The following is a 13,230-nucleotide window of genomic DNA, read 5'->3' on the forward strand; positions in this document are numbered from 1 at the left end:
GCCGCACTTAGCGACCTTTATGAGCAAATAGCATTTCAATGCTAACAAACAGCAGCCTTAGCCCTTACCGCCTTTGATTGCATTAATGATTTCACTGGTCGAGCAGCCATCTTCAAAGTTCAATACACGAACTTCACCACCCGCCGCAATGACTTCTTTACCACCAGCAATCTCTTCTGGTTTGTAGTCACCGCCTTTTACTAGCAAGCTTGGTAGAACTTCTGAGATCAAACGCTGCGGCGTATCTTCACTAAATGGTACAACCCAATCCACAGCGCCCAAACCTGCCAACACCGCCATGCGGCGATCGGTTGGGTTTACCGGACGACCAGGGCCTTTAAGGCGTTTTACTGACTCATCGGTATTTACCGCAACGATTAGGCGATCGCCCAGTTCAGCAGCATGGTTTAAGTAAGACACATGGCCAGCGTGTAGAATATCAAAGCAGCCATTTGTCATAACGACTTTCTCGCCACGAGCTCGTGCTTTTTTCACCGCTTCGATCAGTGCTTTTTCTGAAATCACACCGTAATCCGTGTCTTGGCTGCCATGTACCGCTTCTGCTAATTCAATCTCAGAAAGCGTTGACGTGCCTAGTTTACCAACTACAACACCTGCCGCTGCGTTTGCTAGTGCACACGCTTCTTCAAATGATTTGCCTGCGGCAACAGACGCTGCCAATACAGAGATAACCGTGTCGCCCGCACCTGTCACGTCGTACACTTCTTTCGCTTGAGTTGGAAGGTGGAACGGTTCCTGACCACGACGAATCAAGGTCATTCCGTTTTCGCTGCGTGTCACTAAAAGCGCTTCAAATTCAAACTCTTCAACCAAAGCCAGCGCTTTCTCTACTAGCTCTTGGTCAGATTTCACTTTACCTACAACGTCTTCGAACTCTTTCATGTTTGGCGTAAGAAGTGTTGCGCCACGGTAGCGTTCAAAATCCGCACCTTTCGGGTCAATGAAAACCGGAATATTTGCTGCGCGCGCTTTTTGAATGTATGCCTGAACATGCTCTAACGAACCTTTTGCGTAGTCAGACATAATCACGGCTTTAACGTTTGGCAGTGCGGCATCCATACGCGATAGCACAGGTGCAGAATCTGTGTTTTCAAATTTGTCTTCGAAGTCGAGGCGGATCAGTTGTTGTCCACGGCTCATTACACGAAGCTTCGTAATCGTTGGGTAATCAGGCAGCGCAACGAAATCGCACTTCACATTGAGCGAGCTCAGCGTCTCCGTCAGCACTTTTGCAGGCTCATCTTCCCCAGTTAGACCAACAATGTGAGCATGGCCACCTAATGATGCGATGTTCATCGCAACGTTCGCAGCACCACCAGGACGCTCTTCATTGTTTTCTACTTTTACAACAGGAACCGGCGCTTCAGGAGAAATGCGCCCGGTTGGGCCATACCAGTAACGATCTAGCATGACATCACCGATGATGAGCACACCAGCGCTGTTGTAATCAGGTAGAATTGGTTTCATTGTTGGTCTCCAAAAATTAAATCGAAGTGAGTTTATCACAGCCCTTATCGAGGCTAAATATATGGTCTTAACTGAACCACTGATTCCAAGCCTGTTTTACCCACTCCCTTTCGGCAACAAACTTATCTTCCACCACATCAGCGTCTAAATTGAGTAGATTTCGGCGGTGTATTTCGTTGCGCATTGTCGTGTAAGCACGTATCAACTGCATTGCTTGGTCTTCGTCCATAACATCTTGCGCAATGAGCGTTTCAAAGATGCGCACATTATCACACCAACGCGTCAATTTCGGCTTATCGTGACTATAGTTGAGCACTAGGTACTGAGCGAGAAATTCGATATCGGTAATCCCACCTACATCTTGCTTGAGCATAAAGCGGCCTGGCTTTTTCCCCCCAAGATGACCGCGCATTTTTTCTCTCATTTCGACAACGTCTTTTTTCAGTTCAGCTTGATCGCGTGCTTTGCACAGCACATCATGCCGCGTATTGTGAAATGCAATTGCCAGTGGTTCATCACCATAAATCATGCGCGCGCGGACAAGTGCTTGATGCTCCCATGTCCACGCGTCTTGATGTTGATAGTCGTCGAACGCGTCCGTTGGACTAACCAACAAACCCGATGCACCGGACGGACGCAATCGGGTATCGACCTCGTATAAAATACCGGAAGCGGTGCGAGTGGAGAAAATATGAATGATACGCTGTGCTAAACGAAGGTAGAACTGACGACCATCAATCTCTTTTTTGCCGTCAGTGTAGACATTGACTGGGCAGTCATGCATGAAGACAATATCCAAGTCGGAGTTATAGCCGAGCTCCCACCCTCCGACTTTACCATAGCCAATTACAGCAAAGCCTTTACCTTCACGATCTTTCACATGCGTTGGCTCGCCGTACTTTTCAGACACTTGCAACCAAGCCTGACTGATCACCGCATCAACGATAGCTTCCGCTAAATAAGTTAAATGGTCACTCACTTTCATCACTGGCAATGCGCCAGCAATATCTGCCGCTGCAATACGCAAAATACAAATTTGCTTAAACTGACGCAACGCTTCCATTTGCTGTTCCATATCATCTTCAGGAATACGCGCCAAATAATCACGTAGCTCTGTACGGTAACTGTCTAATGGAATGGGATTGTACAGCTGCGCAGGGTCGATCAACTCATCAAGCAAGATAGGATAACGAGACAGCTGCTCTGAAATCATTGGGCTTGCGGTACACAAACGTACGAGCTGCACCAGAGCCGCTGGATGCTCATCCAATAATTCCAAGTAAGTCGTGCGAGTGCAGATGTTGTGTAGCAAGTGAAGTACACGAGATAAACCAAACTGTGCATCAGGATGGGCAAAGACCGCATCAAACACTTTCGGCATCAAACGATTGAGCACTTCGCGTCCACGTGGGCCTAACGTTTTTTTGGCCAGATCGGTTTTAAAGTTGATGATGGTTTTCGCGCATGAAGCAAAGTCTTCAATCTGAATATCCTGCTGCAAGATATGCTCAAGAACATCTTGTTTGTCGGCCATATCCCATAGCTCATGAAAATGACGAGCAACGGTAGTCCCCTCGTCTTCTTCATCATCACCAATTAGTGATTCAAAAACTTGGTGAACATTTGCCATATGCTGCTGGGTTTGCTCAATCAATTGATCCCAACAGCTCATTTTCATCGCGGTGGCGAGCTTTAAGCGTTCGGTTTCGCAATCAGGCAGCGTCTGGGTTTGCTTATCCGCCATTGCTTGCAACAAGTTTTCTAATTGACGCAAGTACTTGTATGCGGCTTCTAGATCGCTGACTTCTTGTGGAGTAAGCAATGCCAGTTCTTCAATGCCTTGCAGTGTTTCCAACAGCCCTCGATTACGTAAAGAAGGTTCTCGACCACCTCGAATCAATTGAAAAACTTGAGCGATAAATTCAATTTCTCGAATGCCACCCGCACCTAGCTTAATGTTGTTATTCAACCCTCGGCGGCGAACCTCGCTACTGATCATCGACTTCATTCGACGCAAAGATTGAATCGCACTGAAATCAATATAACGACGAAAAACAAAAGGGCGCAGCATTTGGCGTAGCTCTTGATACTGCGGGTACATCTCACATCCCATCACCCGAGCTTTGATCATCGCGTAACGTTCCCAATCTCGCCCCTGCTCTTGGTAATAATCTTCAAGTGCGGCATAGCTCATTACCAAGGGGCCACTTTCTCCAAATGGGCGAAGTCGCATGTCGACGCGGTAGCAAAAACCATCGAAGGTTTGTTGGTCGAGCGCTTTGATGATGCGTTGACCAAGACGAGTAAAGAACTGGGCATTGGCAATGCTGCGGCGTGCGCCTTGGGTTTCGCCATTCTCTGGATACGTGAAAATTAGATCAATATCGGAAGAAAAGTTTAGCTCGCCACCACCCAGTTTCCCCATGCCGATAATTAACATCGGCTGCACTTCACCGTCCTCACTTGTTGGCGTGCCCCACTCCTGACAACACACTTGATATTGCCATTGATAGGTTTCAAAAATCATCGCTTCTGCCAACTCAGATAAGTGGCTTAAAGACGTCTCTAGAGACCATGCATGCGTGAAATCCTTCCACGCAATGTACACCATTTCTCGATTGCGAAACTGACGCAATACGCGATGACCAGACATCTCATCAGGACATTGTTCCAACAGTTCAGCAAGGCGTGAGCGGTAAGACTCCTGACGACTTGGCTGCGCTAACATACTTGGCAACTCACGGGCTAGGACTTCATCGCGATGAATGGCTTCAGTTATAAACTGGCTTAAGCCCGCCACATAACGAAATTGCTGCGCAACCTCATCGGGCCAAAGGGGAAAATAACCTGCGTCTTGGGCGTTTTGTACGGCAGATTCAGCGATAGAAATCAGTGGCGAAGGCAGCTGCATTTTTCTTCCTTGTTTGAAAAGCACGGTAACTCATTCTTTATACCAGACTGAAAGCAAATAAAAACGCCCACAAAAGGTTTGTGGGCGTTTTATCAAAAGTTCGGGATCGAATATTAAACTTGGAAAGATTTGATCTTCTTGTCTAGCTCACCTGCATTATTTTGCATCATTTCAGAGGTTTCTAGCAGCTCGGTAACAACAACAACTGAGGCTTCAACCAACTCACGTACATTGGTGAGGTTTTGGCTCATCTCTTCTGCAACACTGCTTTGCTGACCAGACGCCGTCGCGATCTGGAAGTTCATGTCATTGATTTGCGTCACTTGCCCAACAATACCATCGAGCTCAGATCCAGCATTAGAAACCAGCTCGTTTCCATCTGCCGCTTCTACAACGCTTTTTTCCATGAGTTCTACCGCAGATTCAGCACTGGTTTGCAGCTGTGCGATCATCTCTTGAATTTCTACCGTCGCTTGTTGTGTACGTTGGGCAAGGTTACGAACTTCATCTGCAACCACAGCAAAACCCCGCCCAGCCTCGCCAGCTCGCGCCGCTTCAATCGCCGCATTCAGTGCAAGCAGGTTGGTTTGTTCAGAAATGCCTTGAATCGTCCCTACAACGCTACCAATGGCTTCAACACGTTCTTCAACTTGGTTAACCGCTTGTGCCGATGAAGCGATATCCGACGAAAGTTCACTCATTTTCGCCATTGTACTTTGCAAGAACTGCTGACCAGAAATTGCTTGTGCGGAAGCTTGCTCTGTTAGAGAAGATGCCGTCTGGGCATGTTCCGCAACCGTTTGGACCGTCGACGACATTTCACTCATCGCCGTAGCAAGTTGATCAATTTCGTTAAACTCTTCTTGCGCCGATTCCTTCGTTTCCGACATGCTCAGCGTCATGACTTCGGTGAGCGTTGATAATTCATCAGACGCATTAATTTGCATTTGAATAACATCGTGCAATTGTCGACGTGTCTTTTCTAATTCACGTGCCACGTCTCCGTATTCATCTTTACAATCCATACCAAATGGAACAGAGAGGTTCTTGCTCGCCATCAGTTTGATCGCGTCGCTCAGATACTGTGTTTGACGCAACATCACTCTAGCCGCCGCTAATAAGAGCACGACAAAAACCACAATCAATAAGGCGGTTTGCCAAGCAACTTGCGTTAAATATGCTTCATAATGCTGTTGGGCAACTTGCGCGTTTTGTGTCGCCGCTAAAAGTGAGTCGTAAAAAGTGTTTGCGTCCCACAGTTGTTTTGCCACGATCAGGACAGTACTGAAGACCATCAACATGACCATTTTAGGCACCAGTCGAATGTCGGATATGACCCTTTCCCATGGCTTAAATGCCAGCTTTTCCATTGTCAGTTCTCCACCGAGTCTTATATAGTCTTTATCTATAATCTTTATATTACTTATAGTTATGTTCGCGCTTTGCGTGGTTACGCGATTTATTTTGAGCTTCGTATGAAAAACAATGATATCAAAGACAGCACACGACCGATGGGCCTGTTGTCACTAATATTGTCTTTTATGGCACTATTTGTGATCTCTGGCTTGTTGTTTTTCCCGATCGATCACGAAACCCGTCAAGTTCTTATCGGTCTGGATTTCATAATCTGTAGTATTTTTCTACTACAGCTCACCATTGATTTGATCCGGTCCACAGATCGCTGGTTATTCCTTAAACGTCATTGGATAGATTTCGTGGCGAGCATCCCATTGATAGAGCCCCTGCGCTTTGCTCGTATTTTTCATATTATGCGAGTGGTATTAGTACTGCGTTCGTCAAAGTTCATTTTGCATCAGCTCAAAGAAAACCGCCGCGAAACCACGGTCGCCTCTATACTGCTATTGATGGTTATCCTCATAACACTCGGTTCTAGTGCAATGCTGTTTATCGAAGCGAAAAACCCAGAAGCGAATATTCGTACTGGCGCCGATGCTTTGTGGTGGGTATTTGTAACAATCTCAACGGTTGGTTACGGCGATCATTATCCAGTGACCTCCATAGGAAAGTTTTTGGCTGTCATCATCATTGTTTGCGGGGTGGGTATCTTTGGTATGATCTCGGGTCTTATCACCTCTATCCTTACTGCCCCAACGAAACAACAGACGCACAGTTCAATCAATAAAGAACGTATGCTCGAGCAGCTCCTAACCCAACAAGCTCAAATACTAGAACGACTCGATTTCATGGAAAAAGAGCTACAACAACGTAAAACAGAGACAAAAAAATAGGACCATGCGGTCCTATTTTTTTGTCGTTACCACCAGAACGATCATTCACGCCAATAAGGCTGTACTTCCACACTGATCGCTCGGGTTTGATCCATTGCATGCAAAATTGAGCGCTCTTGACGGTGCAACCAGCGTTCTAACTGCTCTTTTTCTGCGTCTTCCAGCATATCAACCAACGGGAGCAAGTGGTTCAGCATTAGCAGATCATCGATACCATGCACCAGATCCGCCCATGGTAAACGGAAGCTGTTACGCTCATCCGAGTTATACAAACTCGCGAAACCAATACCAGTATAGAGGTTACGCAATAAGCGATAACGCTGATCAACGTACTCTTGCGCCGTCAAATCGCGCTCTGCTGGGAAAGCTTCCATTAGCTCAGCCCAAGTGCGATCGAGCTGAGTAACTGAAAACGGCATGATATTACTTGCCATTTTTTCACGTGCTTTTTCATCAAGAAATGGCTGCCAACCGCGCGCTAAGATCCAGCGGCTTAGATCCAGCAGTAACCCTGTGTAACGCGCGGAATTGAGCAACCCTAGCACTTCTTCACGGCTTGGCAACTCTTGTAACTGCTGAGTCAACTCAGATACTAAGAACTTACGTGCATCCAACTTGCGCAGCACATTGCCTTTGTCATCTAAAAGCTCTTCAAGGTGTGCATGCTCATCCAACCAACTCAGTTCTTCTTCCAACCATTTAAGCTCTTGGCGCAGAATCGCGCTCGCGCGACGAGGGACAATCCCGCCAAAAATGGTCAATGTTTGACGAATGAAACGAATGGCATTACTGATTTCACGCAGTGCTTCCACGCTGTCACGCTCAGCATAAATTTGCTCGTGATAATGCCAATGAGACAAAGCGTGCTCTAAAGAGTTGATCAAGCAAAATTCAACGGTATCCGTCGGACTACTGTCCACAAGTGCCAATGATTTTACTTCATCACCCGCATAACCGCTTGCAAGTCGATAACCTTTCGCCGCTTTGCTCAAGTTACCCAAGCGCATACCACCTTGCTCGCAAAAGCTGCGTGCCAGTGTGAATAAAGCTTCGGTTTGGCCAGACTTAAGTTCCAGTTCAACTTCGCAAATTGGCTCTTGCTTCTCTTCTTCGTCTTCACCTTTGGCTACAACTAAGCCTTGGTCAAAAGCAACTTCAATCTGACTGCCATCGGGCATGCCAATCAGCCATTGTTCACGTGTGAAGTTGGTCGAGAATAATGGCATAAGCTCGGATTGCAGCGTTTCTGCATCTTTACCTGGAGGCCAAATATCTAGAGGATGAAGCGACAGATTAGGCTCGTCGCTAGTGTGCTCAGCATTGTATTCTGGTCTTTGATGTAAGCCTGCGACGACGCGTCCTGCTGTCTTTACGGTTTGGACGAATACATCATCAAAACGGCGAATTCTTAAACCAATGTCGTGCTTTCTGAGCCATTTATCGGCAGTATCAAAATAGGTGTTACCCAAGTCACGACAACTATGCTGAAGTACTTTTGTCTCAGAAATTTTTTCTTTTAAAGTTTCTGAAAATTCAGGAGAAACAAAAAACTTCAGTTCTATTTCGGTTTCCATAGCTATACCTTTCAAAGCAGATAGAAACAGGATATTGCGTAATTTCTCACACGGCAAGAGAGAAATATCGCCGGAATGATGATCTAAAACAGTTTTAATGAGCGATTTAATGCGTTACCATGCGCGCCTTTATAGCCATCGTTCAACATTTCGCCAAGCACTCAGAAATGGTGTATGTTTTTTTAAGGTTATAGTTATTAGGTTGAATGACCATGCCAGTAAATACAATTATGGGGTTATTTGCAAAGTCCCCAATTAAGCCTTTGCAACGCCACGTTGTGTGTGTCAACGAATGTTGTTCACACTTGGTGAAATTCTTTGAAGTATCTTCAAAGGGTGATTGGGAAAAAGCAGCAGAAATCCGTGCACAAATTTCTCACCTAGAGAAAGAAGCGGATGTGCTGAAACGTGAAATCCGTCTAAAACTGCCTCGCGGTTTGTTCATGCCAGTCGACCGTACTGACATGCTTGAGCTTTTGACTCAACAGGACAAACTTGCAAACCTGGCAAAAGACATTGCTGGCCGTGTATATGGTCGTCAACTTGTCATCCCTGAGGCTCTCCAACCAAACTTCCTCGCTTACGTTCAACGTTGTCTTGATGCTGCCGATCAGGCGCAAAAGGTAATCAATGAACTTGATGAATTGCTAGAAACCGGCTTCAAAGGCCGTGAAGTGACGCTCGTCGCTGAAATGATTCATCAATTAGACGTTATCGAAGATGATACCGATGCCATGCAGATTGAACTTCGCCAACAGTTGATGGTGATTGAAGCTGACATGAACCCTATCGATGTCATGTTCCTGTACAAGATTCTTGAATGGGTAGGTGGTATTGCCGACCAAGCGCAGCGCGTAGGTGCTCGTTTGGAAGTCATGCTATCTCGATCTTAAAACATAAAGTTAACGACATAACGAAGAGCATAATTAACACGTGTCATAGGGACGATGACTATTTTCATCGTCTTATGGTTTGGCGCGCGTAAAATTTTGTTCCGCTTGTTATAAAACAACTAGGTATTACGATGGATATCCTTGCGAACTACGGCACTGTCCTGATTATTGTTGCAGCGATTTTTGGTTTCATGATGGCGATTGGTATTGGCGCGAACGACGTTGCTAATGCGATGGGTACATCTGTAGGTTCAAAAGCGCTAACTGTAAAACAAGCTATCATCATTGCGATGATCTTCGAATTTGCAGGTGCTTACCTTGCAGGCGGTGAAGTAACCGACACTATCCGTAAAGGTGTAATCGAAACTTCTTTATTTGCTAGTCAACCAGATGTTCTTGTCTACGGCATGATGTCTGCGCTTTTGGCAGCAGGTACATGGCTGCTTCTTGCCTCTTACATGGGCTGGCCAGTATCAACGACTCACTCAATTATCGGTGCAATCATTGGTTTTGCGTGCGTATCAGTAGGTACTGAAGCGGTTGACTGGGGCAGCGTTCAAGGCATTGTTGGTAGCTGGATTATTACGCCAGTGATTTCAGGTTTCTTTGCTTACGTTATCTTTGTCAGCGCACAACGCCTGATTTTTGATACAGAGAACCCTCTGTTTAATGCGAAACGTTTTGTACCTGTTTACATGTTCATCACAACAATGGTGATTGCACTTGTAACCATCAAAAAAGGTCTAAAACACGTTGGTCTTCACCTGACCAATGGTGAAGCCTGGATGTGGGCAGCTGCAGTTTCAGCACTTGTGATGATTGGCGGCTACGTATACATCCAGAAAAAATTCGCTAATCGCGAAGAAGACCGCAGCTTTTCTGGCGTGGAAGGTATCTTCAGCGTTCTGATGGTTATCACCGCTTGTGCGATGGCATTTGCACACGGTTCAAACGACGTTGCAAACGCCATTGGTCCACTGTCTGCTGTCGTATCGACTGTTGAACACATGGGCGAAATCAGCACGAAAAGCACCATCGCTTGGTGGATTCTACCTCTTGGCGGTATTGGTATCGTGGTCGGTCTTGCAACACTGGGTCACAAAGTAATGGCAACCGTTGGTACAGGCATCACTGAGCTAACGCCTAGCCGCGGTTTTGCAGCACAGCTAGCAACAGCATGTACGGTAGTTCTAGCGTCTGGTACAGGCCTGCCAATTTCAACCACTCAAACATTGGTTGGTGCGGTTCTCGGTGTTGGCTTTGCTCGTGGTATCGCAGCACTGAACCTAGGCGTAGTTCGTAACATCGTGGCATCATGGATCGTTACACTACCAGCGGGTGCGTTATTGGCCGTAGTATTCTTCTACGGACTTCAAGCGATGTTCGCTTAAGACACTCGTCAATAGAATGTAAGCGCTTTGTCATTATTGACTCAAACGCACAGAAAGGGAGGCTTTGCCTCCCTTCTTTGTTGCACCGAAGTTTGAAACTGCATACTATTCGTCTATTTCCGGCTCCAATCATTCGGTGCCAACGCTGTCTCCAAGAAAAATCGTTAAGGGATTTACTGTGAAAAAACTAATCATCACGGTTTTGTTTACTTTGCTAGCAGCGCCAGCGGCCCTAGCAGCAGACCGTTATATTTCTGATGACCTCTTCACTTTTATGCACTCAGGTCCAAATAACACCTACCGTATTATTGGTAGTGTTAACGCCGGTTCTAAAGTACAACTGATTAAAACCAACCGAGATACTGGCTACACGCAAGTTCGTGATGACCGTGGTCGCACTGGTTGGGTACAAAGCAAGTTTGTGACAAACCAAGAGAGCATGGCAATTCGCCTTCCTCGCATTGAGAAAGAGCTAGCCGAAGTAAAAGAGCAGCTTGCTAATGCTCGTCAAACTTCTGATGCAGAGAAAGCAGGTCTTGTTACCTCTCTCGAAACACGTAACCAACAAATTTCAGATCTAGAAAATAAATACTCTGAGATCAGTGATCAGCTTACTTCTGTTGAAACAGAAAACCGCGAGCTACGCGCAAAGCTGGATACACAAAAAGATGACATGCTGCTTAAGTACTTCACTTATGGCGGCGGTGTTGCAGGTTTAGGTTTACTATTTGGTTTGATTCTTCCGCATGTCATGCCTCGTAGAAAGCGCTCTCCTGCGGGTTGGGCATAAACCCTTACGCTTTTATCTTTAAAAAGAACGCAAAAGCCAGTCGATATTGACTGGCTTTTTAGTTTGCTTCGTTTGATAGAAGTGAGTACTACTCCCCCATTGAACTAGAGGCTCGACGACGATCCGTTGCGCCATAAAGCTTGCCATCTTTTAGCTCAATTGCATTCAAACCGCTTACCACTGGAATAACGTGCACTGGGTAGCCAAGCTCCATAAACTCAGGCACCAACATTTCTGCGAACGTTTTCTTTTCCACCAGCAAACCAGTCGGGTCATAAGACTTGGTGCGGTCTATCTTAGTGCCATACTGGATGTTTGGTAAGTCAATAGCCTCTTGCGCTGATAAATTCCAATCCAGCACCCCAACCACGGTTTTGAGTACATACCCCGGGATTTGTGAACTACCTGGTGACCCAACCACCAAACGCAAGTTATCATCACTGTCCATCACCATTAATGGCGTAATAGCCGAACGTGGACGCTTGCCCGCTTCAATTGAGTTTTGCGTAGGCTTGCCGTTAACCGTTGGCTGAGGTGAGAAGTTAGCCATCTGCGCATTCAAGATAACGCCATCGACCATCACACCCGAGCCCATACCCGTTCCTACCGTGCTGGTCATCGCAATTGCATTTCCATCTCTATCGACGATAGAAATATGCCCTGTATCTTTGCTCTCGAAGCCTTGATATTGCGCATACTGAGTTTGCGTTATCTGTCCTGCTTTTGGATCCTCTTTTAAAGTGCCATTATCAGGGATTAAATCACGTCTCTGATCTAGATAGGCTTTAGACAACAACTGTTCAACTGGCGTTTCCACATAATCCGGATCTCCGGCATACGCAATACGATCGGCTTTTGCAATTCGCATCGCTTCAGTCATGAGACGCCAAGGTTCCACATCCGTTTTCGCCATATGGGCAATGTCATAGGGTGCGAGCAGTTCAAGACTCTGAGCGACCATCACACCGCCCGAAGCTGGGTAACCAAAAGAGACGATTTTATTCCCACGGTAGTCGCTCTCAATGATGTCACGCTGCTTCACTTGGTAATGTTTAAAATCTTCTAAAGACAACTTCTCGTGTTGGTCATCAATACGACTATTAACCGTCTCTACGATGTGCTGACCAAGCTCACCACCATAAAGGTAACGATCGCCTTGTTGCGCGATCTTCCTCAGCGTCTCAGCCATCTTAGGGTTCTTCATCAAGGTTCCCGTCGGCTTAATATCGTCCCCTTGCCAATACAAGGCTTTCACTTCCGGATCTTGCTCAAGTCGGCTTTGCTCTCTTACTACGATGTCGTAGGTGTAGCTGTTCATCGCGTACCCATTGCTCGCCAATGTAATCGCCGGCTTAATCAGCTCTGCCCATGGCAACTTGCCGTATTGTTCATGAGTGGTGTAAAGCAACCGCAACGTGCCCGGAACCGCAACAGAACGAGGGCCTAATATTTCGTTGCGACTGAGTACTTCCCCATTCTCAACAAACATTTCAGGGTTCGCGCTAGAGGGTGCTTCATCTCGACCATCAAGGGCCAGAAATTTTTTCTCGTCATGTTGATAAAACAGCGCGAAAGTCCCGCCGCCAATTCCGGTCATATCTGGCTCAACGACAGACATCACCATCTGCATCGCAACCATAGCATCAACAGCGTTACCGCCTTCTTTCAATATTGAGTAACCGGTACTGCTCACGTAAGGATTCGTCGCACTGACCATGAAATCTTGCCCGCGACTATCTGGTGTAACTGGGAATGGGTCTGGCTTTGCTGCATAGCTTGTCGATGCAACAATGCTTAAAGAAAAAATCAGAATACGCATGTGTCTCTGTTTAGACTCCTATTATGTGATGGGGTCTAACGTGGACCAAGTCATTACTCCGAAGTTCGTGAAGATGGTGTCTTTTTACACAACGCTGACTGGAATCGCGCTATCA

General features: G+C 46.4%; 9 protein-coding genes. 4 read left to right on the forward strand and 5 right to left on the reverse strand.

Features of this window, described 5'->3' with window-relative positions:
* Positions 1-57: 57 nt before the first annotated feature.
* From hldE to R7D93_RS13640, 3 genes are all read right to left on the reverse strand, one after another.
* Positions 58-1,488, reverse strand: a complete 1,431-nt coding sequence (hldE, locus tag R7D93_RS13630) for a bifunctional D-glycero-beta-D-manno-heptose-7-phosphate kinase/D-glycero-beta-D-manno-heptose 1-phosphate adenylyltransferase HldE (protein WP_017633601.1) — start codon at positions 1,486-1,488, stop codon at positions 58-60.
* 67 nt (positions 1,489-1,555) lie between these two features.
* Entirely contained in the window at positions 1,556-4,399 is a 2,844-nt protein-coding gene (gene glnE / locus R7D93_RS13635) for a bifunctional [glutamate--ammonia ligase]-adenylyl-L-tyrosine phosphorylase/[glutamate--ammonia-ligase] adenylyltransferase (protein ID WP_064353615.1), read from the reverse strand.
* 113 nt (positions 4,400-4,512) lie between these two features.
* Positions 4,513-5,769 (reverse strand): methyl-accepting chemotaxis protein, encoded by a 1,257-nt coding sequence (locus tag R7D93_RS13640; protein ID WP_005379890.1) that lies wholly within the window; start codon positions 5,767-5,769, stop codon positions 4,513-4,515.
* 105 nt (positions 5,770-5,874) lie between these two features.
* On the opposite strand from R7D93_RS13640, the gene R7D93_RS13645 reads away from it, so the two are divergent.
* The gene (locus R7D93_RS13645) at positions 5,875-6,648 is read left to right on the forward strand and encodes a potassium channel family protein (RefSeq protein ID WP_025768395.1); all 774 of its coding nucleotides are present in this window, start codon (positions 5,875-5,877) and stop codon (positions 6,646-6,648) included.
* A gap of 41 nt (positions 6,649-6,689) precedes the next feature.
* On the opposite strand, the gene R7D93_RS13650 is transcribed toward R7D93_RS13645, so the two are convergent.
* Entirely contained in the window at positions 6,690-8,222 is a 1,533-nt protein-coding gene (locus R7D93_RS13650) for an inorganic triphosphatase (protein WP_005379894.1), read from the reverse strand.
* Between the two features lie 212 nt (positions 8,223-8,434).
* Between R7D93_RS13650 and R7D93_RS13655 the strand changes: the two genes are divergently transcribed.
* The 3 genes from R7D93_RS13655 (at position 8,435) to R7D93_RS13665 (ending at position 11,296) form a co-directional block, all read left to right on the forward strand.
* Positions 8,435-9,115, forward strand: coding sequence for a TIGR00153 family protein (locus R7D93_RS13655; RefSeq protein WP_005379896.1), 681 nt, complete (start codon positions 8,435-8,437; stop codon positions 9,113-9,115).
* Between the two features lie 131 nt (positions 9,116-9,246).
* Complete coding sequence (locus R7D93_RS13660; protein WP_005379898.1) at positions 9,247-10,506, forward strand: inorganic phosphate transporter; 1,260 nt, start codon at positions 9,247-9,249, stop codon at positions 10,504-10,506.
* 178 nt (positions 10,507-10,684) lie between these two features.
* Positions 10,685-11,296: a TIGR04211 family SH3 domain-containing protein gene (locus tag R7D93_RS13665; RefSeq protein WP_005379900.1), complete on the forward strand. Its 612-nt coding sequence runs from the start codon at positions 10,685-10,687 to the stop codon at positions 11,294-11,296.
* Positions 11,297-11,384: 88 nt separating this feature from the next.
* On the opposite strand, the gene ggt is transcribed toward R7D93_RS13665, so the two are convergent.
* Positions 11,385-13,115, reverse strand: coding sequence for a gamma-glutamyltransferase (gene ggt / locus R7D93_RS13670; RefSeq protein WP_025768393.1), 1,731 nt, complete (start codon positions 13,113-13,115; stop codon positions 11,385-11,387).
* Positions 13,116-13,230 lie beyond the last annotated feature (115 nt).

This window comes from Vibrio sp. YT-15 (assembly GCF_033337445.1).
Lineage (GTDB): Bacteria > Pseudomonadota > Gammaproteobacteria > Enterobacterales > Vibrionaceae > Vibrio > Vibrio alginolyticus.

Bases quoted from the DNA above. Each gene is read 5' to 3' on its own strand.
- R7D93_RS13645 (WP_025768395.1), top strand. From the start codon at position 5,875: ATGAAAAACAATGATATCAAAGACAGCACACGACCGATGGGCCTGTTG.
- ggt (WP_025768393.1), bottom strand. From the start codon at position 13,115: ATGCGTATTCTGATTTTTTCTTTAAGCATTGTTGCATCGACAAGCTAT.
- R7D93_RS13640 (WP_005379890.1), bottom strand. From the start codon at position 5,769: ATGGAAAAGCTGGCATTTAAGCCATGGGAAAGGGTCATATCCGACATT.
- R7D93_RS13660 (WP_005379898.1), top strand. From the start codon at position 9,247: ATGGATATCCTTGCGAACTACGGCACTGTCCTGATTATTGTTGCAGCG.
- R7D93_RS13650 (WP_005379894.1), bottom strand. From the start codon at position 8,222: ATGGAAACCGAAATAGAACTGAAGTTTTTTGTTTCTCCTGAATTTTCA.
- glnE (WP_064353615.1), bottom strand. From the start codon at position 4,399: ATGCAGCTGCCTTCGCCACTGATTTCTATCGCTGAATCTGCCGTACAA.
- R7D93_RS13655 (WP_005379896.1), top strand. From the start codon at position 8,435: ATGCCAGTAAATACAATTATGGGGTTATTTGCAAAGTCCCCAATTAAG.
- hldE (WP_017633601.1), bottom strand. From the start codon at position 1,488: ATGAAACCAATTCTACCTGATTACAACAGCGCTGGTGTGCTCATCATC.